The organism is Dehalococcoidia bacterium, from assembly GCA_041649635.1.
Taxonomy (GTDB): domain Bacteria; phylum Chloroflexota; class Dehalococcoidia; order E44-bin15; family E44-bin15; genus JAYEHL01.
Genome location: JBAZMV010000001.1, coordinates 481,102 through 499,896, shown reverse-complemented (window position 1 = coordinate 499,896; position 18,795 = coordinate 481,102). Strand labels below are relative to the sequence as shown.

21 protein-coding genes and 1 pseudogene are annotated in these 18,795 nt (G+C 55.1%); 6 read left to right on the top strand and 16 right to left on the bottom strand.

From position 1 onward, the window contains the following. Window positions 1–231: 231 nt before the first annotated feature. Window positions 232–792, bottom strand: a complete 561-nt coding sequence (locus tag WC562_02390) for a DUF3795 domain-containing protein (GenBank protein ID MFA5055006.1) — start codon at window positions 790–792, stop codon at window positions 232–234. An 18-nt stretch (window positions 793–810) separates the two neighbouring features. Next, entirely contained in the window at window positions 811–2,151 is a 1,341-nt protein-coding gene (locus WC562_02385) for a glycine--tRNA ligase (GenBank protein MFA5055005.1), read from the bottom strand. A 115-nt stretch (window positions 2,152–2,266) separates the two neighbouring features. On the opposite strand from WC562_02385, the gene WC562_02380 reads away from it, so the two are divergent. The 3 genes and pseudogenes from WC562_02380 (at window position 2,267) to WC562_02370 (ending at window position 5,642) form a co-directional block, all read left to right on the top strand. Next, window positions 2,267–2,899: an MBL fold metallo-hydrolase gene (locus tag WC562_02380; protein MFA5055004.1), complete on the top strand. Its 633-nt coding sequence runs from the start codon at window positions 2,267–2,269 to the stop codon at window positions 2,897–2,899. 153 nt (window positions 2,900–3,052) lie between these two features. After that, window positions 3,053–5,416 carry an APC family permease gene (locus WC562_02375; protein ID MFA5055003.1) on the top strand — a complete coding sequence of 788 codons (2,364 nt, stop codon included), beginning with the start codon at window positions 3,053–3,055 and terminating at the stop codon, window positions 5,414–5,416. Window positions 5,417–5,552: 136 nt separating this feature from the next. Then, window positions 5,553–5,642: pseudogene (locus tag WC562_02370) on the top strand (MBL fold metallo-hydrolase). Here the strand turns inward: WC562_02370 and WC562_02365 are convergent. The 6 genes from WC562_02365 to WC562_02340 form a co-directional block, all read right to left on the bottom strand. Then, window positions 5,639–7,702 (bottom strand): sodium-translocating pyrophosphatase, encoded by a 2,064-nt coding sequence (locus WC562_02365; GenBank protein MFA5055002.1) that lies wholly within the window; start codon window positions 7,700–7,702, stop codon window positions 5,639–5,641. The pseudogene WC562_02370 and the gene WC562_02365 overlap by 4 nt on opposite strands. 9 nt (window positions 7,703–7,711) lie before the next feature. Beyond that, window positions 7,712–8,353, bottom strand: coding sequence for a haloacid dehalogenase (locus WC562_02360; protein ID MFA5055001.1), 642 nt, complete (start codon window positions 8,351–8,353; stop codon window positions 7,712–7,714). Beyond that, window positions 8,354–9,373, bottom strand: a complete 1,020-nt coding sequence (thiE, locus tag WC562_02355) for a thiamine phosphate synthase (protein ID MFA5055000.1) — start codon at window positions 9,371–9,373, stop codon at window positions 8,354–8,356. It abuts the gene before it with no gap. 3 nt (window positions 9,374–9,376) lie between these two features. Further along, the gene (locus WC562_02350) at window positions 9,377–9,739 is read right to left on the bottom strand and encodes a zinc ribbon domain-containing protein (protein ID MFA5054999.1); all 363 of its coding nucleotides are present in this window, start codon (window positions 9,737–9,739) and stop codon (window positions 9,377–9,379) included. Window positions 9,740–9,744: 5 nt separating this feature from the next. Beyond that, window positions 9,745–10,176, bottom strand: coding sequence for a zinc ribbon domain-containing protein (locus WC562_02345; protein MFA5054998.1), 432 nt, complete (start codon window positions 10,174–10,176; stop codon window positions 9,745–9,747). 95 nt (window positions 10,177–10,271) lie between these two features. Next, window positions 10,272–10,643, bottom strand: coding sequence for a YraN family protein (locus tag WC562_02340; protein ID MFA5054997.1), 372 nt, complete (start codon window positions 10,641–10,643; stop codon window positions 10,272–10,274). A 432-nt stretch (window positions 10,644–11,075) separates the two neighbouring features. Here WC562_02340 and WC562_02335 point away from each other — a divergent pair, with 432 nt between their 5' ends. Continuing rightward, a complete protein-coding gene (locus tag WC562_02335; protein ID MFA5054996.1) occupies window positions 11,076–11,915 on the top strand; it encodes an ARMT1-like domain-containing protein in 840 nt (279 codons plus the stop codon). Window positions 11,916–11,919: 4 nt separating this feature from the next. Continuing rightward, window positions 11,920–12,651, top strand: a complete 732-nt coding sequence (locus WC562_02330; GenBank protein ID MFA5054995.1) for an alpha/beta hydrolase — start codon at window positions 11,920–11,922, stop codon at window positions 12,649–12,651. Between the two features lie 325 nt (window positions 12,652–12,976). On the opposite strand, the gene WC562_02325 is transcribed toward WC562_02330, so the two are convergent. Beyond that, window positions 12,977–13,633, bottom strand: a complete 657-nt coding sequence (locus WC562_02325; GenBank protein MFA5054994.1) for a ribonuclease HII — start codon at window positions 13,631–13,633, stop codon at window positions 12,977–12,979. A 260-nt stretch (window positions 13,634–13,893) separates the two neighbouring features. On the opposite strand from WC562_02325, the gene rsfS reads away from it, so the two are divergent. Further along, entirely contained in the window at window positions 13,894–14,238 is a 345-nt protein-coding gene (rsfS, locus tag WC562_02320; GenBank protein ID MFA5054993.1) for a ribosome silencing factor, read from the top strand. Here the strand turns inward: rsfS and ndk are convergent. The 7 genes from ndk to thiL form a co-directional block, all read right to left on the bottom strand. Then, entirely contained in the window at window positions 14,225–14,656 is a 432-nt protein-coding gene (ndk, locus tag WC562_02315) for a nucleoside-diphosphate kinase (protein MFA5054992.1), read from the bottom strand. The genes rsfS and ndk overlap by 14 nt on opposite strands. A gap of 14 nt (window positions 14,657–14,670) precedes the next feature. Continuing rightward, window positions 14,671–15,096, bottom strand: coding sequence for a PaaI family thioesterase (locus tag WC562_02310; protein ID MFA5054991.1), 426 nt, complete (start codon window positions 15,094–15,096; stop codon window positions 14,671–14,673). 600 nt (window positions 15,097–15,696) lie between these two features. Next, window positions 15,697–16,119 (bottom strand): PaaI family thioesterase, encoded by a 423-nt coding sequence (locus WC562_02305; protein ID MFA5054990.1) that lies wholly within the window; start codon window positions 16,117–16,119, stop codon window positions 15,697–15,699. Between the two features lie 68 nt (window positions 16,120–16,187). Continuing rightward, window positions 16,188–16,616: a PaaI family thioesterase gene (locus WC562_02300; GenBank protein MFA5054989.1), complete on the bottom strand. Its 429-nt coding sequence runs from the start codon at window positions 16,614–16,616 to the stop codon at window positions 16,188–16,190. Next, complete coding sequence (gene tsaB / locus WC562_02295; GenBank protein ID MFA5054988.1) at window positions 16,613–17,308, bottom strand: tRNA (adenosine(37)-N6)-threonylcarbamoyltransferase complex dimerization subunit type 1 TsaB; 696 nt, start codon at window positions 17,306–17,308, stop codon at window positions 16,613–16,615. Before tsaB ends, WC562_02300 begins: the two co-directional genes overlap by 4 nt. After that, entirely contained in the window at window positions 17,308–17,769 is a 462-nt protein-coding gene (gene tsaE, locus WC562_02290) for a tRNA (adenosine(37)-N6)-threonylcarbamoyltransferase complex ATPase subunit type 1 TsaE (protein MFA5054987.1), read from the bottom strand. Before tsaE ends, tsaB begins: the two co-directional genes overlap by 1 nt. After that, window positions 17,766–18,758, bottom strand: a complete 993-nt coding sequence (gene thiL / locus WC562_02285; protein ID MFA5054986.1) for a thiamine-phosphate kinase — start codon at window positions 18,756–18,758, stop codon at window positions 17,766–17,768. Before thiL ends, tsaE begins: the two co-directional genes overlap by 4 nt. Window positions 18,759–18,795 lie beyond the last annotated feature (37 nt).

The following is an 18,795-nucleotide window of genomic DNA, read 5'->3' as shown; positions in this document are numbered from 1 at the left end:
TAGAGCATAGTGAAACCCACCAAAATATGATAATAGCGGTTTGCGGTGGGTTAAACACAAGTTAACCCACCCTACGGTTACGGCGGCGGATTAGAAATCCGCCCTACGTGCTGGTTGTGATGGTGGGCACAGCCCACCCTACATTGCTACGCTCGTCATTCCGGCGCAGGCCGGAATCCATGGTGGTGTGGAGTGGATGCCGGATCAGGTCCGGCATGACGAGGGTTGTGTTTACTTCGGCTTTCTCAGCTTAAGGTTGTAGCCCTTCTGCTGCGCTATCCTGTCCAGTATCGCATGCATGTTCTTGGCTTTGCCCTTAGAATCGAGCTTTTTCGATGTCTTTTTGGCCTCGATCAGGGCTTGCTCCAGCTCTTTTATTTCAAGAACCGTCGCCGCGATGCAGTAGTAGTTCTTAGACTGCCCGTCATTGAAATCTCTCAGCATCTCTTTCAGAAACGCTTCCCTGGTCTTCTGCAGCTTGTCGAAGTTGACGATGCTGTTCCTTTTTATTAATGCGATGTCGCCCTCAAGCGTCTGATAGCATTTGAAACTGTCGACGGTCCTGCTCGCCTTCCTGTGTGCGCCCCATTTTGGGCAGTTATCGCTCTGCTCGCATTCCCAGCAGAACTCGACGCCTTTTTTCTTTAAAGCGCATGTGATGAAGGGACATCCCGCCCCCATCCTCGATTCGGTCTTGCAGCCATGGCACCTGCTCTCGCCGTCGGTGTGATACCTGGGGCAGAGCCGGCACGAGAGACCGCAAATGCCGATGGCAGGATATCTGGGTATCATCGTCGCGGCCTTTAGCTCTTATTTTCCCTCGGCGCCTAGCAGCTTGCCGCCGGGCGGAAGAACCTCTATCGATTCGCCGGACAGCTTCTTGTTCAGCGTGTCGACGAGCACGGCCACGGGCACGCGTATCTGCTTCATGCTGTCGCGGTCGCGGATGGTGACGGCGTTATCCTCCAGCGACTCGAAATCGACGGTCACCGAGAGCGGCGTGCCGATCTCGTCCTGGCGGCGGTAGCGCCTGCCGATGCTCTGCGTGTCGTCGTACTGGGAGTTTATCTGCTTGCGCACCAGGGCGTGGACGTCCCGGGCCATGCGCGACAGGTTCTCCTTCTTGCTCAGGGGGAGGATGGCCACCTTCACCGGCGCGATGTCGGGGTGGAAGTGCAGCACGGTGCGTATCTCGTCCTTGTCCGGCTCCTCGTCATACGCGTCGATGAGGAAGGCTAATGCGTTTCGGTCGACTCCCGATGACGGCTCGATGACGCAGGGCATGTACTTCTCCTTGGTCTCGGCATCGAAGTAGCTCAAATCCTTGCCGCTGAACTTTGAATGTTGCGTCAGGTCGAAGTCGCCGCGGCTGGCGATGCCCTCGATCTCGGACCAGCCGATGGGGAACAGGTACTCCACATCGGAGCAGGCCCTGGCGTAGTGCGCCAGCTCTTCCCTGGCGTGCTCGCGCATTCGCAGGTTCTCCTTCTTGATGCCCAGGTTCAAATACCAGTTGAAACGCTGGTCCAGCCAGTACTCATACCATTTGCCCTCGGTGCCCGGCTTGACGAAGAATTCCATCTCCATCTGCTCGAACTCGCGGCAGCGGAAGATGAAGTTGCCGGTGGTGATCTCATTGCGGAAGGATTTTCCTATCTGTGCGATGCCGAAGGGCGGCTTCTTTCGCGTCGTCTCCATGACGTTAGCGAAGTTGACGAATATGCCCTGCGCCGTCTCCGGACGCAGATAAACAATTGCGTTATCCCCCTCTATCGGGCCGGCGAAGGTCTTGAACATCAGGTTGAACATTTTCCCTTCGGTAAGCTCGCCGCCGCAATCCGGGCAGACCTCGCCCTCCAGGTGGTCGGCGCGCCAGCGCTGGTTGCAGCCTTTGCACTCTCTCAAGAGATCGGCAAACCCCTCCTCATGACCGCTGGCCTTCCACACGGAACGATGCATAAGGATACTGGCATCGATGCCGACGATATCCTCGCGCTCTTTCACCATGGAACGCCACCAGGCTTCTTTCACGTTGCGCTTGAGTTCAACACCTATCGGGCCGTAGTCCCAGCAGGCGGACATCCCGCCATAAATCTCGCTCGACTGAAATATAAAACCCCGCCGCTTGCACAGCGAGACGATCTTTTCCATGCTTGCTTTCAATAAAGTACTCCCTAAAAAATAAGTGGCCTAGAAAAAGTTAACAGTTTTGCACCTGAAAGTCAAAGCCTTGACACGGTGGGAGGTATCATGAAAAAATGGCTGTATGATTATACGCGGATTTGAAATAGGACCGTTCTGGACCGACTGCTACATCGTCGGCTCGGAAAGCACCGGCGAGGGCATGATCATCGACCCTGCCGCCGATGCGGACTTCATCATGAAGCAGGTAAAGAACATGAACCTCGATATCAAGATAATCGTGGCGACGCACAGCCACCCGGACCACCTGATGGCCCTCGGTGATGTAATGAAGGCGACCGGCGCCAAGTTCGCGATGCATGGGGATGAGCCCAGCGGCGAGAGGGCGGTGGGGGCGTCGCGCATGATCAGCATCATGGTGGGGGGGCCGGTGGAGGCGCCGCCTGACCCCGATATAGTTCTAAAGGACGGAGACATTATCGAAGTCGGAGACCTCAAATTCACAGTGCTCCATACCCCCGGACACAGCCCGGGGGGCATCTGCCTTTATGGCAACGGGGTGGCCTTCGTCGGCGACACGCTGTTCAACCTCAGCGTGGGCCGCAGCGATTTTCCCGGTTGCAGCCACGAGGTGCTCATCGACAGCATCCGGCGCAAACTGATGACACTGCCGGACGATACGACCGTTTATCCCGGACACGGGCCCAAGACCACCATCGGCGATGAGCGACGGCACAATCCGTTCCTCCGATTCTAGTCGCCGATTGACAACACGGTTTTATGGGTGTAATATTCCCTAGTTATTTTCTTTGTTCGCATGTGTAATGATATCCTTTGATAGTGGTGCTTTTTGAATTGTAATCGGGCATATGTTTGCCGGAAGACTTTCTTCTCATAGGAAAATTATTTCATGGATAAAGAGAATGGTTCGGATTTGCCTGACGACAGGGAAAAGCCGTCGGATGAATCGGACAAACATGAATCGCAAAATAGAACAGTTCGCCCTGACCGTATCATAATAGGCGAGGCAAAGAAGGGTCTCAGTTACGGTAATGTCTACGTGCGCAAGGCCGGCCATACGATTAACGCAGGCGTACCCAGGATAGCCCGATCGCGCGTCGTAGTAAAGAAGGCTAACCGCAAGCTGAAAAAGCTTGTTAGAGGTTCACGCGTCGGAAAAGAGGAGCCGTCCCAGGCAGGGATTCCACAGGCAGCCGGTGAACCGAAGCCGCAGGGTAAAGAGATACGCCCCGATCTCATAATAAGTGAGGTCAGGCAGGGTGCGCGGTTTGGCGATAAATATGTGCGCACACGACAGTCTCATCCTCAATATTTTCGCAAGGTCGGCCCCGCGCATTTCGTTGCAACCCCGGAATCCGATCGTCCGGCTGGTTTGTTTGCGAGGATTTACAGGGTACTTAAGAGAATCATCATCGGCCGTCCACTGGAAACGGCACAGGAATCCCTGGAGCGTCTGACTAAATTTAAGGCATTGGCGATCTTCGGCTCGGATGCGATCTCATCGAGCGCATACGCAACGGAAGCCGCGCTTGTGATTCTGATGGCTGCGGGGAATCTTGCCTTGCATACATCGCTATACATATCGATCGCCATTATAGTGATGCTGATCATCGTCTCTTTTTCCTACCGTCAGATTATTTACGCATATCCCGGCGGCGGCGGGTCATATGTTGTCAGCCGTGAAAACCTGGGCGAGAAGGCCGGACTGATCGCCGCCGCGGCATTGATGATCGACTATATTCTCATGGTCTCCGTTTCCATAGCCGCCGGTACCGAGGCGGTAACCTCGGCGCTGATAGCATCGGGGTACGGCGAACAGATTGCATCGATACAACAGACGCTGCCGGCGTTCTTTAATCTGAACGTTCTCTTAAGTCTTTTCTTCATCGCGCTGCTGACGTTCGGCAACCTGCGCGGCATTCGCGAGTCCGGCACGCTTTTCGCTATTCCAACCTATCTATTTATCGTAAGTCTAGCCGCAATGCTCGTTGTGGGGCTGGTTAAAGCGGCCAGCGGAACCCTGCAGCCCAGCAGCGCACCTCCCGTAATCGAGACCGCCGCGCCGGTCCTGACCCTATGGCTGATTCTCAGGGCTTTTTCCGCCGGCGCCGTGGCCATGAGCGGTACCGAGGCGATTTCTAACGGAGTCACCGCGTTTCAGAAACCGGAAGCTAAGAATGCCGCAAGAACGCTTATAGTCATGGCTGTAGTTCTGGGGACGGCCTTTCTCGGCATATCATATCTGTCAAGCAAGATGGGGCTGGTGCCCGGTGAAGAGACGATTATCTCGCAGGTGGCGCACGCCGTCTTTGGCGTAAACGCGTTCTACATCATTTTCCAGATCGCTACCATAGGCATTCTAGTTATCGCCGCGAATACCGCTTTCGCTGTATTTCCACGCTTGGTATCGGTTATGGCGCATGATCGCTATATGCCGCACCAGTTCACGGACAGAGGGGACCGTCTGGCATATTCCACGGGTATCATCGCCCTGGGAGCAATTGCGGCGTTGCTCGTTGTTATATTTCAGGGGAATGTGCATAACCTTATTCACTTATATGCCGTGGGCGTTTTCCTGGCGTTTTTCCTGGCTAACTCCGGCATGGTTGTGCACTGGTGGAAGGAGAGGGGGCCTAAGTGGAGATTCAGCATCACTGTTAACGGCGTAAGCGCCGTCGTCACTTTTGGCATCCTGCTTGTTGTTGTGGCGACAAAATTCATGCTCGGGGCATGGATCATCGTCTTACTAATACCGATATTGGTAGCGATATTCTTAGCGATTCAACGGCATTACAACAACGTAGGGGAGCAGCTGCGTATAGTGCCGGAGCAACTGCCGTCGACCAAGATCGATCAGGTGGTCATCGTACCTATCGAGGATATAAACTATGCATCGCTGCGGGCAATAGCATTCGCAAGGAGCGTTGCGAGCGACGCCATTATGCTGCATGTATCGACCGATCCGGAAAGCGCCGAGAAGGTTAAAGAAAGAGTTAACGCCTATGCTCCGGATTTAAAGCTGGCCGTTATCGAGTCGCCGTTCCGCTCATTTGTGCGCCCGCTGCTGGCGTATATCAGGGCAATTCATAGTCAGAAGCCGGATGCTTTCGTAACCATCGTACTGCCGGAGTTCATCACGGCGCACTGGTGGGAGAGATATTTGCACGAGCGCAGCGCTTTGCGGTTACATCGTGCCTTCGAGAAACATCCCAACATCGCGGTAGTTATAGTTCCGTACTTACTGGATAAGTAGTGCGGGGATGAATGTAACACTGCGTTCTTCGAGTAAGTGTCGATTCACACTATCTAATATGGCTTTACCTCCAAGGGAACGGCGGGGTGTGTGTCGGCAGCCGTTTAACGGCGGAATTCAGAGAAAAACTAAGGCCATGCCCGACGAGACTATCGTCTACCCCGGGCATGGCCCTAAAACCACTATTGGCATCGAGCGCAAGAGTAACCCGTTTCTTCGCGGTTAGCCCAGCAGCCCGTTTGTGCCCTCAAGCACCGGTGCAAGAACCAGCGCCACAATGGACATCAGTTTTATCATGATGTTCAGCGAGGGGCCGGAAGTATCCTTGAACGGATCGCCTACGGTATCGCCGACCACGGCAGCCTTGTGGGCATCCGAGCCCTTGCCGCCGAACTTTCCGGTCTCGATCCACTTCTTGGCGTTATCCCACGCGCCACCGGCGTTGGACATCATTACAGCCATCATGAATCCCGTTGCGACGGCTCCAACAAGGAAACCTGCCAGAGCAATGGGGCCCAGAATGAAGCCGACAGCAATGGGTATCACTACCGTCAGGAGACCCGGTGCGATCATTTCCTTGAGTGCGGATTTAGTGGATATATCCACGCACTTTCCGTACTCCGGTTTACTCTCACCGGTCATGATCCCCGGGATTTCGCGGAACTGCCGCCGAACCTCATTGATTATAGCGAAAGAGGCTCGACCCACCGCGTCGATGGTCAGGGCGCAGAAGAGACATGGCATCAGAACGCCCAGGAAGATCCCCGCGATTACCGATGTATCCAGCAAACTGAGCTGGCTGACATCGATCACCCCACCTTCGATAGTCACAATTCCCGCAGCAAAAGCGTAGGAGAGCATCAGCGCCAGAGCCGTAAGTCCGGCAGCACCGATAGCAAAACCCTTTCCTGTTGCCGCAGTGGTATTACCCAGTGAGTCGAGGGCATCGGTACGATTCCTGACATCCTCGGGCAGGTCCGACATCTCTGCGATGCCGCCGGCATTGTCCGCCACAGGCCCGTAGGCATCGGTTGCAAGTGTGACGCCTAGCGTGGAAAGCATACCGATACCGGCGATCGCTATTCCGTAGACGTTACCGAAGTAATCTGCCACCAGGATTGCGATTGCGATTATCACGAGCGGCGGTATGGTGCTCAACAGGCCGACAGCGAATCCCTTGGTGATGTTGGTGCCCGCTCCGGTCTGAGACGCTTTGGAAACCCCGCGTGTGGGCCCGAATTCGTATGAAGTGAAGTAGTTGGTGCTTTCTCCTATCAATACGCCGGCGATCAGACCGGTCATGATAGCCCCGAATACTCCCCATGAAGCATCGAGGAAGTATACCGCCAGAGCGGAAAATCCCGCGGTCAATATAGCCGCTGAGAAAGTGCCGCGCCTGAGCGCGTTAAGCAGAGCCTTCATCTCGGGCTTATTACCTACCTTGACAAGGAACACTCCGATGAGAGAGGCGATGATACCGCCCGCGGCCACCATCATCGGCAGGTTCCAGGCAGCCTTCTCCATCTCGCTTTCGGTTCCGGCGAACAGGGTAGCGCCCACCGCCACCATAGAAAGTGTCATAGTGGCGATGATGGCATCCACATAGGACTCAAACAGGTCGGCACCCATGCCGGCCACGTCACCGACGTTGTCTCCGACTAAGTCCGCGATAACGGCGGCGTTGCGCGGGTCGTCCTCAGGGATGCCCTGCTCCACCTTGCCGACCAGGTCGGCGCCCGTATCGGCCGCCTTGGTGTAGATGCCGCCTCCGGCCCTGGCGAAGATCGCCACCAGCGACGCGCCGAAGCCGAATCCGGGGATAATTTGCAGAAAGTCTACATTCCCATTGAAAGCAAAGTACAGGACAGACAAGCCCAGGATACCGATGCCAACGACCGAGATACCCATTACTGCACCGCTGCGGAATGAGACTCTCAGTCCCTGGTTCAAACTTTTAGCAGCCGCAGCCGCAGTACGGTTGTTGGACCTGATGGCAATGTTCATTCCGACAAAGCCGGTAATCGCCGAACAAGCCGCGCCAAAAACGAAGGCAAGGGCAGCCCATGGGCTGATAATAAAGCCCAGCGCGATTGCGAGAACCACCACAAATACAGCCAGTATCTGGTATTCCCGCTTTATGAAGGCCATAGCGCCCTCTCTGATGGCGGCTGAGATCTCTCTCATCCGTTCCGTGCCTTCATCCTGCCGCAGCACGTAGGCGGCAAATGATGCGGCAGCAACGAGTCCCAAGACTCCTGCGATTACCGCATAATAAATTGGGTCCATATACACCTCCTATTTTATTTTATTTTCGAGGTTGGACAGCTTTCCCTCCAGCTTTTGTTGCTGTAAGGCTACGGTCAGGTCACCTCTGGTCTTCTCCAGTATGCCACGCGTCGAGTCGGTAGTTCTTCTCAAACCGCCGGTCATGGCATCGGGGAAATCCATGGTGACCAGCACCCCGTAGATATCGTCCATCGCCTCGAGTAGCTCCTCACATCGTGCGATATCGCCTTTGCGCATCGTGTCCAGCGTATGCCGTCTCAACTCTCCCACCGCCTCCGCTATTCCATTAAGGTAGGCGGCATATCCTACCTTGATATCATCGGGACCGGGAATCGTTCCTTCTACGATTATAGATAAAGTAGAGCAGCCCTCCGCGTATTCCTTCTGGGCGCTGTAGACGAAGCCGCTGTGAAGCAGGTCCTGGTGCTCTTTGAGGACTTCTTCGAGCTCCCGTATCAGATCGCGGGCGGAGTCCAGTTTCTTTCTCGCGTCGTCGTATTCGCCGCGGTGCACGGCGCGGATGCCTTCGGAGCAGAAGCGGATGGCCTCACGCGATGACCGCAACGCCTGTTCCCGGGCTATATCTTTCGATGAAAAAGCCGCCCGCGCCTTTTCAGATATTGCTTCAAGGTGGGCCGCTAACTTTCCCATCTATCTTGCCTCCAGCCTTTCCGCGATCTTATGAGCGGCCCGTTCTATATCGTCGCTTGCCAGGACGGCGCTGATCACGGCCACCGCATCAGCCCCGGCGTCGACGACGGCGCGGGCGTTGTCCGCATTGATGCCGCCGATGGCGACGATCGGCAGCGACACCGAATCTCTAATCTCCCGCAGCCTGTCCAGTCCGACAACATTGATATCCGATTTGGATTGCGTCGGATATATGGAACCGACGGCAACATAGTCGGCGCCGTCGGCCTCGGCCTTGCGCGCCTCGTCCACCGTCGTAGTTGAGCATCCCAGCAGCTTATCGATCGCGAGCAGGCGGCGTGCGTCTGAGACAGGGATATCCTCCTGCCCGACGTGAAGCCCGTCGGCTTCTGACGCCAGCGCTATGCCCAAGTCGTCGTTCACGATAAAGGGAACACCTGAAGGCACGCAGGCATCTTTGAGCTTCCTTGCGGAGTTGAGTATCCGGGATTTATTACCAAGTTTATCTCGAAGCTGAATGATATTTGCGCCGCCGCGGATGGCCTGTCTGCAGGCGTCGACCTCGTCTTTCCCACTCAATAACTCCCTGTCGATTATCACGTATAGGCCCGCTATACGCCTGCCGCGGCGTGATACCTTGCCTTCGAGTTCTCTCTCGATATCGTAAATTGCAAAGCGAGCCCGCTTGAATTTCATTGGATCAAGGTCGACATCCGGCAGTTTGGCGAACTCCTCCAGCACCCTTAGCGATTCGGTGACCCTCCTGGCGTTGGCGGTAACAACATCGTTCACATCACTCCGGGACATGCTTTCCTTGGAAAAAGCGGTGACGTCTCTTTCGGAGTCGCGCGCTGTTAGAAGGGTAGTCTGGAAGGATTTCGCATCGGAAAGAAGATCATGGCGCAGGGCCTTCAGCCGTGAGCTTAAGGCCGCGTCGTTTAATATGAATCGAGCCACGTCCTCGAGAAGGCGCATCCCTTCGCTGAGACGATTAAGATTAGCATCGATTAGACGAAGCATTAATTATATATCCTTGATCTTGTCCGGCATCTCACCGTCACGCGCTTTCTCAATCATATCGTTGACCTCGGAGAAGGTCTTGCTGTATTCCGGGCTGTGCATGTCTATGCCGAGCTGCTTGAGACGATGTTCCGTGTATCTCCCGATGTTGCGCGGGTCGCTGTAATATTTCTCGTCACCTATCGCAGGCGGCGGGCCCATTTCCTCGGTCCATACGCCGGCTTTATTGTGATAGGCGATTCGGGAAACGAGGCGCTTCAGGTCGCTTCCACCGCATTCCGGACAGACGGCCTGCCTTGAGGTATCTCTAAGGAAGACGCTTACCTTTCTACCGCATCCTCCGCATTTGAACTCGTAGATGGGCATATTCCCTAATCGTCCTCTTTGACTTTCTTGTCCTTCTTCTTCCTCTCGGCTTTTTCCTTCATTGCTTCCAACTTATCGGGAGGAGGAGTTCGGGGGGCGGTTACGCCGGGTATCATGGGCCATTCGCCCTTTTCCATGCGTTCAAGATGCTCGTCGTACTCGGTGGGCTCGTGGCCGGTTTCCATGCCGCGCATCATGCGCTTGTTCCAATCGGCCATGGCGCGGGGATCATTGTTCAGCATGCCGCTGGTAAGCTGGTTGTCGCCGAGGATGTCTTCGTAGATGTCCTTGTAGGTTCCGCGAACGGCGAAACGCGAGAAACGGCGTTCAAGCCTCTCTCCTTTGCAGATAGGGCACTTGGGTTTAGTATCTAACTTCCGCAAAAGTATGCTGACGCGGCGGTTGCAATCTTTACATAAATATTCGTAAACGGGCATAACACACTCAATTCCCGAGGGTTAATTTTAGCACATCGACTCAATATGGTAAATAGTAATAGGGTTATGGTTAAGTGTGAAGGCAGTTAATACCTTTAAGTCGTCGCCCAACCCGTGGCGTTCTCGATAAGATTCAATCTCAGCAGCTCGCCTTTCGCGTTCAGGTCTATAGCTATTAAGTCGATGCGGCAAGCCTCCGGCTGCTCGCCGGTGTCGCTCAGGTAGGCCTCGGCCAGTGCGACGAGGCGCTTCTTCTTTCTCTCTGTTATCGACTCTTCAGCACTGCCGAACGACTTGCCCGTCTTGGCGCGCACCTCTATAAAGACGAGCGCACCGTCCTTCCATGCGATGATGTCTATCTCGCCGGCCCTGGTGCGGTAGTTGCGCTCGCGTATCTTGTAGCCGCGTTTTAACAGATAGTCTGTGGCGATGTTCTCCGCGATGGCGCCTGTTTCTCTGCGATTCATAATCTTTGTGGAAACTCCCTGGAATCCCCCTTGAAAGGGGGAAACAATAACCGAACCCCCTGTTAGTCCCCCATACGTTGGGGGACTTAAAAATGTTTAGGGGACACCCCTACAACCCCGTCCACGATTCATCGGGGTACCTCTTTCCTTTAGGACTGTAATTGCGAGGAGTCCTTCCATGATATCACGGTATATGGAAGGACGACGTGGCAATCTCGTAGCCGGTCAACCCCCTGCTATCCCCCAGTCTTGGGGGATGTATGAAAAGATTAGGGGACACCCCTACAACCCCGTCAAGAGACCTTGTCTCCTGTACCTCTTATTACGTTGGTCACAGGGTAGGGGCGAAAAATTTTTCGCCCCTACCTACGGTATTCTCTCTGAGTATATGCTTTGTGTTGCTCGCAGGCAATATTATCGTATAATAAAAAAGTGAAAGCTGTAGCGGAATGTTATGACTGCCTGGCGCGGCTGCTGAGTCAAGCGGCGAGTTATGCAACGACTGATCACGCCTTACGGTCTGAGGCTATCGAGGCGGGTACGGTAGTGCTCGACAAGCACTTCTCCATTGACTGTCTGACCATAGATGTCGCCACCAGGATTCACCGCGTCGTCCGGGATATCACCGGAAATCCTGATCCATATCTTCCTATGAAGGAGCGGGAGATGGAGCTTTCCCGTACACTTGTCGCTCAGGTTGGGGCTCCGTCATCGAACGATTTCAAGTCTTATCTGTCGCTGGCGCTGGCGGGCAACGCCATAGATTTCTTCCGCGACCTTGAGCAGGTGAAGAAGGACATCGAGTCGCCGATAACATTCGCAGTTGATGATTCGTCCGATTTCGAGCGAAGGCTGAAGGGGGCCAGAACATTAATGTTCCTCGCCGATAACACGGGTGAAGTATTTTTCGACCTGCCGCTGGTGAAATGGCTCAGGCAGTTCGTGTCTGTCACATATGTTGTCAAGGGATCGCCTGTCCAGAACGACGCCACCATCGATGATCTGCGCCGCGCCGGCCTCGATGGGCGGCTTGGCCGCGTAATAACCACGGGACTCGACGCTCCCGGTGTCTTGTTCGAGGCGGCGTCGCAAGAATTCAGGAGCGAGTTCGCCGCCGCTGACCTGGTGATAGCCAAGGGGATGGGGCACTGGGAGGGGCTTACCGAGTTGCCACCGACCGGCAAGGTGTTTCACTGCTCCATGGCCAAGTGCAAACCTGTTGCCGATTCCATGGGCGTACCGTTAAACAGCTTTGTAGCGATAATGAGGTGATTTGATGCAGGTGGAAGACACTATTTTCTATCCCGAGAAAGAACTCCTGGGCCAGCCCGGCGACCTGGGCCTGGAGTTCGAGGATATTACATTTAGAATGGCCGATGCTTTAACACTTCACGGATGGTTCGTGCCCGGCAGCCGCCGCGAGACATTGCTGTGGTGCCACGGAAACGCCGGCAACATAGGCGACCGTCTGGACCAATTGAAGCTGCTTCACGACAGGCTCGATGTCAATATATTCATCTTCGACTACCGCGGCTACGGCAGGAGCCAGGGGCGGCCCACCGAGGACGGGACATATCGCGATGCGCATGGGGCCCTGGACTACCTGCGCTCGCGCCCGGATGTCGAGGAGGATAGGATTATCATCTTTGGACAGTCGCTGGGTGGGGCCATCGCCGTCGATCTGGCCTGCAGGAACAGGATTATGGGTCTCATTCTGGAGGCCACGTTCACTTCGCTCGTCGATATTTTTGAGATGCCGCCGAAGGCTTTTTCAGTGAAGTATGATTCGTATTCTAAGATAAAGCGTGTAAAAGCTCCGTTGCTGATGCTGCACGGCGATCATGACGATGTCGTGCCCTTCGAATCGGGTTATACTCTGTTTAAAGCAGCCAACGAGCCAAAGAAGTTCTGCGCCATCGCGGGGGCGATGCATAACGATAACTACATCGTGGGCGGCGAGGGGTATTTCGCTGAGATCAAGAAATTCATCGAGAGGATCTCCAAGTAAGGTAGTCACCACCCCCTATGTCCCCCAATCTTGGGGGATTTTTAATAAAGATAGGGGACACCCCTAAAACCCCGGCCCCGATTTATCGGGGCACCTCTCTCTGTAACCGTCATTCCGGTGAAAACCGGAATCCATGGAGGACGAATGGCTATTCGCTCCTACGTCGTCGGTCGATGATGTATTCCGTAGGGGCACAGCATGCTGTGCCCCTACATTTGGAAACGATCGTGTTGGGGCAGGTCCTTCCATGATATTCTGGTATATGGAAAGATGCCCAAAACAAAGGGCGCGAAGACTGCGCCCCTACATCGAAAACAATCGTCGATCAAATCTTTCCTAAATCCATCTCCGGCCTGAACGGCGAGAAACACATCCTGTGAATGGGGCAGGCGCCCAGCCGACCGATGCTCTCCAGATGTTCCTTGGTCGCGTAGCCTTTGTGCTCGGCGAAGCCGTAGCCGGGATAGGTTTTGTCGAACTCGACCATAAGGCGGTCGCGCGTGACCTTGGCGATTATGGAGGCGCACGCTATCGACAACGATATGCAGTCGCCCTTGGGGATGCAGCGCTGGGGCAGGTTGACTTCGGTGAGCCGCACGAAGTCGATGAGCAGAGCGTCGGGCTTGGTATCGAGATTTGCGATCGCCTTTTTCATAGCCATCTTAGTAGCTCTGACAATGCCGTATTCGTCGATGGCCTCCGATGACATCTCTCCGATGCCGACGGCTATAGCGGATTCGAGAATCAGAGGTAAGAGTTGCTCGCGGGTCTCTGCCGTGAGCTGCTTGCTGTCGTTGATCAGGTGCAGCCATTCGGTATCCAGGCCGAGGGGCAGTATGACGGCGGCGGCCATGACCGGCCCCGCCAGCGGGCCGCGCCCCACCTCGTCGATGCCGGCGATGAGGCGACATCCGCACTTTACCAGCGCCTGCTCTTCGGCGAAGCTGGGGCGATGGTTTGAGCCGCTAGGTTTCGTTTTCATCTTTTCGGCCGTCGGCGCGAAAATATGGGCTTTGGGGAAGTCTAACAAAACCGGATAAGGGAAGCAACTGTCGTTGTTTGTGTAGTAACTTTTATTGTCATTGCGAGGAGCCCTTCTTCTGGTTGAGGTGTGCAGAAGGACGACGTGGCAATCTCGTCGTTTTGTGACACGGCGCAATAGGAGATTGCTTCGCTTCGCTCGCAATGACGGTCGTTGAGGACATGCTATAATTGGAGTATCGATTTATAAGGAGTCTATAACTGAACGGCGAAAAGACAGCACGCAAGATAGTTGAGGTGGCCTCGGACAAGCAGGCGGAGGATATCGTTCTGCTGGATGTGCGGGAGTTGTGCTCGTTCGCCGATTACTTTGTGATATGCAGCGGGGCCTCCCAGCGCCAGACGTCGGCCATAGCCGAGGAGATCGACAAAACGTTTCATAAAAAAGGGCCCAAACTGAAGCATAAAGAAGGCGATGTCGAATCCGGCTGGCTGCTCATGGACTACGGCGACGTTATCGTCCACATCTTCGGCGCCGATGAGCGGAAATACTACAAGCTGGACAAGCTCTGGTCCAAGGCCAAATCCCTGGTCAGGATCGAGTAGTATATTTTAGAATCTCCTCGGGCTTGAAGAAGTTCTTTATCTCTATCTCGGCATTCTCCGGCGAATCGGAGCCGTGGACCATGTTGCGCTCGATGCTCTCTCCCAGGTCGGCTCTGATCGTTCCTTTGTCGGCCTTGGCCGGATCGGTCTTGCCCATAGTGTTGCGCGCCACCTCTATGGCGTTCTCGCCCTCGAAGACGGCGGCGATTATCGGGTCGGATGTTATGAATTTAAGCAGGTCGTTAAAGAAGGGCTTATCCGCATGGACGGCATAATGTCGCTTTGCCAGCGCTTCGTCCATCCACAGCATCTTCATGGCCACGATCTTGAGCCCGGCCTTTTCCAGTCGGGCGAGTATCTCTCCCCCGAGCCTGCGCTCGATGGCATCAGGTTTACATAATATCAAAGTGCGTTGAATCATCTTGTTCCTCTCTATGCTTTCTCCATTATGAACATCGTCGCTTTAGCATGCGCTATGAGCGTTCCGTCGTCAAGCTTTATCTCGGCTTCGGCTTCAAGCGTCTTATCCCGCACCCCGGTGGTACGGGCGGTAATCATAAGGCGCTGGCTGGGGGCGGCGGATTTCTTGAAGCGGGTCTCCATCTTGGCCGTGACGCAGTAGTAGCCGCTGTAGTAGGCGGGATAGGCCACGGCCTCGTCGAGCAGGCCGCTGATGATGCCGCCGTGGATGTAGCCGGGCCAGCCCTGGTGGTCCTCGCCGGGCGTGAACTCGGCCCTGGCAACGTCGCCGTCACGTTTGAATTTGAGCCTGAGGCCGATGGGATTGTCCACGCCGCAGCCCCAGCAGTTTGTGAAGTTTTCGAAGTCTTTTAATGAGCGTTTTTGCTGTTTTGTCATTTGTCGCCTCTAGTTTAGTTGGGACCCCCTGCGGTCCCCCTTGAAGGGGGAAACGATAACCGAACCCCCTAGTAGTCCCCCATACGTTGGGGGACATTAATAAATCTGGGGGACACCCCCAGTTCCCCCATCAGGAGAATTTCTCCTGTACCTCTTTTAATTTTAACCTGTCATTCTGAATCCTTCCATAATAAGATTCTCTGGAAGGATGAAGAATCTCGTTGGAATCAACCCCCTGTTGTCCCCCAATCTTGGGGGACGTTAAAAAAGATAGGGGACACCCCTAAAACCCCGTCAGAGGGCGATCCCTCTATACTCCCCTGTTACTGCCTGTCATTGCGAGGAGTCCTTTCATGATATCACGGTATATGGAAGGACGACGCGGCAATCTAGTCGATATTCAACCCCTTGAATCCCCGATACGTTGGTCATCGCGTAGGGGCGACCCTCGTGGTCGCCCACAGAGGGCAGGCACAATCCTTCCATGACATTAAGGCATATGGAAGGATGCCCCTACGGAATACGAGACACCCCTGTCCTTCCATGGAAGGACTTCCCCCTCTTTATTAAAGAGAGGGTTAGGGGGAGTTCGTGCTCTAATCATGTCATGATGATATGCATCTCGGCCTTGGCATCCGCTATCAGCGTGCCGTCCTCCATCTTAATAGTGCTGTAACCTTCCGCTTTCTTTTCGTTTACCCGTCTGGCTTCGCCGCATATAATGAACTTCCGGCCTATCATGGTGGGCTTGATCAGCCTCATATTCAGCTTGGTCGTCACAATATATATTCCTTCGTAGTGCGCGGCGTAGCCTATCGCTTCATCGAGCATAGTGCACGTGATGCCGGCGTGCGCCACGTTTGGCCATCCCTGGTAGTTCTTGCCCGGCACGAACTCCGCTATCGCCTTGCCGTCCTCGTTGTGGAACTTGAGTTTCAGTCCAAAGGGATTATCCTTGCCGCAGGCGAAGCATAACGGAGTCTCCTTAACATCCTGCGCCGCGATTTCTTCCCAGATACTCATCTTCTTCTCTCCCTCGGTTGTGTTGTCGCCGATCGAATATGCGATATACTCTTCTAACTGGACACGTTTTAATCTGTATTGTAGATAATATGCATCGTTGCAGTTCCCTCGGCGATGAGCGTGCCGTCCTCCAGCCTTATTTCGCCCGAGCCTTCAACGGTGCGCTTGCTGTGGGATTTGACCCATGCGCTGATGAGCAGCCGCCGGTCCACAGGGGCCGGTTTCCTGTAGTGTACTTCCAGTTTGGCGGTCACTACATAGAATCCGCTGTATGTCACCGCGTAGCCTATCGCTTCATCCAGCAAGGTGCATGTAAGACCGCCGTGCATGACCTGGGGCCAGCCCTGATGCATCCCGTTCGGTTGGAATTCCGCCACCGCTTTATCTCCTTCCTGACGGAACTTCAAGCGCAGCCCGATGGCGTTATCCTTGCCGCAGGCAAAACACAGCGGAAGCTCCTTGAGGTCTTGCGGAGAAGCCTTTTTCCAGATGCTCATTTTTTCTCTCTCGGTTTAGTTATAGACGGTCGTCTCAAGTATAAAGGTTGCAGTGTTGCTATGTCATCGACCCCGCCGCGTTCCAATCGTTTCCAGCCCAGTTCGGCAAGGAATCCGGCGCGTCGCAAATTGGTTTCGCGTATAACGGCCAGCTCGCCGAGGCGTTCGGCTATGAAGTCCGCCGGGTCCGGTTGATTCTTGGGGAATGCGAAAAATTGTCCGCATATAATCGTTTTCTCGCCGATGGTTTTGCACAGCGCATCGAGGGTCGTTATATTTTCATCGACCGTTTTTTGCCATCCGTCGTCGCCTGTACGAAATGCGGCCGAGGCTATCTCGCCGCGCCCGGCGTTCTGTATCACGCATACCGGCAGGCCGGTGTCGGCGTGGGGATAAGCCTCGATCTCCAGCGTGCCGATACCGACGAGCTTAATGTCGAGCGACAGCGCCAATCCCTTGGCCGCGCTGAGCCCGGCGCGAAGGCCGTTGTAGCTGCCCGGCCCCAGCGATATAAATACCGCGTCGATCTTATTTAATTCTTCGCCTATGAGCTCGAATAAGCGCAATGCGTTAGGCATCAGGTTGACCGTATGGTTCTGGCCCGCGAGCCAGCTTATCTCAGCTATCGGCCTGCCTTCGCGCGATACGGTTACGGAGGCGGTATCGGTTGCGGTGTCTATCGCCAGTTCCACTAGCTGAACCTCTTTTTGATATCGGCAAGCATTGCTTTGTAACGCTCCCCGTGCGACATTAGAGCGAGGTTGCGCTCGTTATCGCCAATCATATCGATTTCGATAAGCAGGTTCTGCGGCGGCAGGAGGTCGATGGCTTTATCGGCCCATTCCACCACGCACAATCCTCGTCCGTACAGGTAATCGTCCAGGCCGATGTCGGCAATCTCAGCGATGTTGTCGAGCCTGTACAGGTCGATGTGGTACATCGGTAGTCGGCCTTTATATTCGTTCACTACTACGAAGGAAGGACTCCTGGCGTATCCGTCGATATCCAGCCCCCAGGCGATGCCCTGAGTAAGGCAGGTCTTGCCCGCGCCAAGATTTCCGACAAGCAATATCACATCCCCGGACCGCGCCGCGCGCCCCAGTTCTCTGCCGAGGCGCTGCGTTTCCTCCGGGCTGCGGCTGGTGAACTTCACAAACGCGTTCCCTTCATGAAATGGTCCCACCCCGAATAACCCCAGGAGAACTCGTTCCCGTCTTCGTCAAGGACCTTCACACCCCTGCCTTTAACTATCTTGCCGATCACGGTTACCGCGCAGGGGACATCGCGTTTGCACTTATCCATTATCTTCTGCGATGCGGTGAATATCAGCTCGTAATCCTCGCCGCCGGTCAGGGCCAGGGTAAGGGCCTCGTTGCCGAACGACTTGAGTACAGCGGGATGGATCGGGATGCGGTGGCTGTTAAGCCTGGCGCCGACACCGCTGGCGAAGCATAGCTTTTCCAGGTCGCCCAGCAGACCGTCGCTGACGTCTATCGCGGCCCTGACGCCGTTCTTCGCCAGTATCAGTCCCTCCCTGGGTCGGGGCGTGGGTCTGATATGCGCCTCTAGCAAGGCCGCGGCGGCCTTCTTGTCCAGAGAAAGTCCCCTGTGTATCATCGCCAGACCGCCCGCGGAGGCGCCCACGGTGCCTGTTACCGCGATCATATCACCGGGCTTTGCCGCGGAACGCCTGAGTGGCTTAGTCTTGTTTTTAGTTTCGCCGATGAGTGTAATCGTTATCGCTATCATCGGCGAAGCAACGGTGTCGCCGCCGACGATGCGCACTTTGAACTTCTTAGCGAGATCGAGCATGCCCCTGTAAAGTTCGACAACGTTTTCCGCGTCGGTGTCGGCGGGGACGCCTATCGATATTAAAGCGTAAAGGGGACGCCCGCCCATGGCGGCGATATCGCTCAGGTTGACCGCCATCGCCTTCCGGCCCAGCTCCGTCCAGGTGATGTTCCGGAGATCGAAGTGTACGCCCTCGATAAGGGTGTCCGTCGTTGCCATCTGCAGCCCTTTGGCCTTCCAGCACGCCGCATCGTCGCCGATGCCCATGAGCAGCCGCCCGCCGCCGGTCTTCCCGACGGTCTTTGATATCAGTTCGATGAGCTTAAATTCACCCAGTTCCGATATTTTCATAATCAAGATTATACCCGCTTTCCCAGCCGTTATCTAG

Excerpts from the sequence above, each read along its gene's own strand:
- WC562_02390 (MFA5055006.1), bottom strand. The coding sequence starts at position 792 with ATGATACCCAGATATCCTGCCATCGGCATTTGCGGTCTCTCGTGCCGG.
- WC562_02385 (MFA5055005.1), bottom strand. The coding sequence starts at position 2,151 with ATGGAAAAGATCGTCTCGCTGTGCAAGCGGCGGGGTTTTATATTTCAG.
- WC562_02380 (MFA5055004.1), top strand. The coding sequence starts at position 2,267 with ATGATTATACGCGGATTTGAAATAGGACCGTTCTGGACCGACTGCTAC.
- WC562_02375 (MFA5055003.1), top strand. The coding sequence starts at position 3,053 with ATGGATAAAGAGAATGGTTCGGATTTGCCTGACGACAGGGAAAAGCCG.
- WC562_02365 (MFA5055002.1), bottom strand. The coding sequence starts at position 7,702 with ATGGACCCAATTTATTATGCGGTAATCGCAGGAGTCTTGGGACTCGTT.
- WC562_02360 (MFA5055001.1), bottom strand. The coding sequence starts at position 8,353 with ATGGGAAAGTTAGCGGCCCACCTTGAAGCAATATCTGAAAAGGCGCGG.
- thiE (MFA5055000.1), bottom strand. The coding sequence starts at position 9,373 with ATGCTTCGTCTAATCGATGCTAATCTTAATCGTCTCAGCGAAGGGATG.
- WC562_02350 (MFA5054999.1), bottom strand. The coding sequence starts at position 9,739 with ATGCCCATCTACGAGTTCAAATGCGGAGGATGCGGTAGAAAGGTAAGC.
- WC562_02345 (MFA5054998.1), bottom strand. The coding sequence starts at position 10,176 with ATGCCCGTTTACGAATATTTATGTAAAGATTGCAACCGCCGCGTCAGC.
- WC562_02340 (MFA5054997.1), bottom strand. The coding sequence starts at position 10,643 with ATGAATCGCAGAGAAACAGGCGCCATCGCGGAGAACATCGCCACAGAC.
- WC562_02330 (MFA5054995.1), top strand. The coding sequence starts at position 11,920 with ATGCAGGTGGAAGACACTATTTTCTATCCCGAGAAAGAACTCCTGGGC.
- WC562_02325 (MFA5054994.1), bottom strand. The coding sequence starts at position 13,633 with ATGAAAACGAAACCTAGCGGCTCAAACCATCGCCCCAGCTTCGCCGAA.
- WC562_02310 (MFA5054991.1), bottom strand. The coding sequence starts at position 15,096 with ATGACAAAACAGCAAAAACGCTCATTAAAAGACTTCGAAAACTTCACA.
- WC562_02305 (MFA5054990.1), bottom strand. The coding sequence starts at position 16,119 with ATGAGTATCTGGGAAGAAATCGCGGCGCAGGATGTTAAGGAGACTCCG.
- WC562_02300 (MFA5054989.1), bottom strand. The coding sequence starts at position 16,616 with ATGAGCATCTGGAAAAAGGCTTCTCCGCAAGACCTCAAGGAGCTTCCG.
- thiL (MFA5054986.1), bottom strand. The coding sequence starts at position 18,758 with ATGAAAATATCGGAACTGGGTGAATTTAAGCTCATCGAACTGATATCA.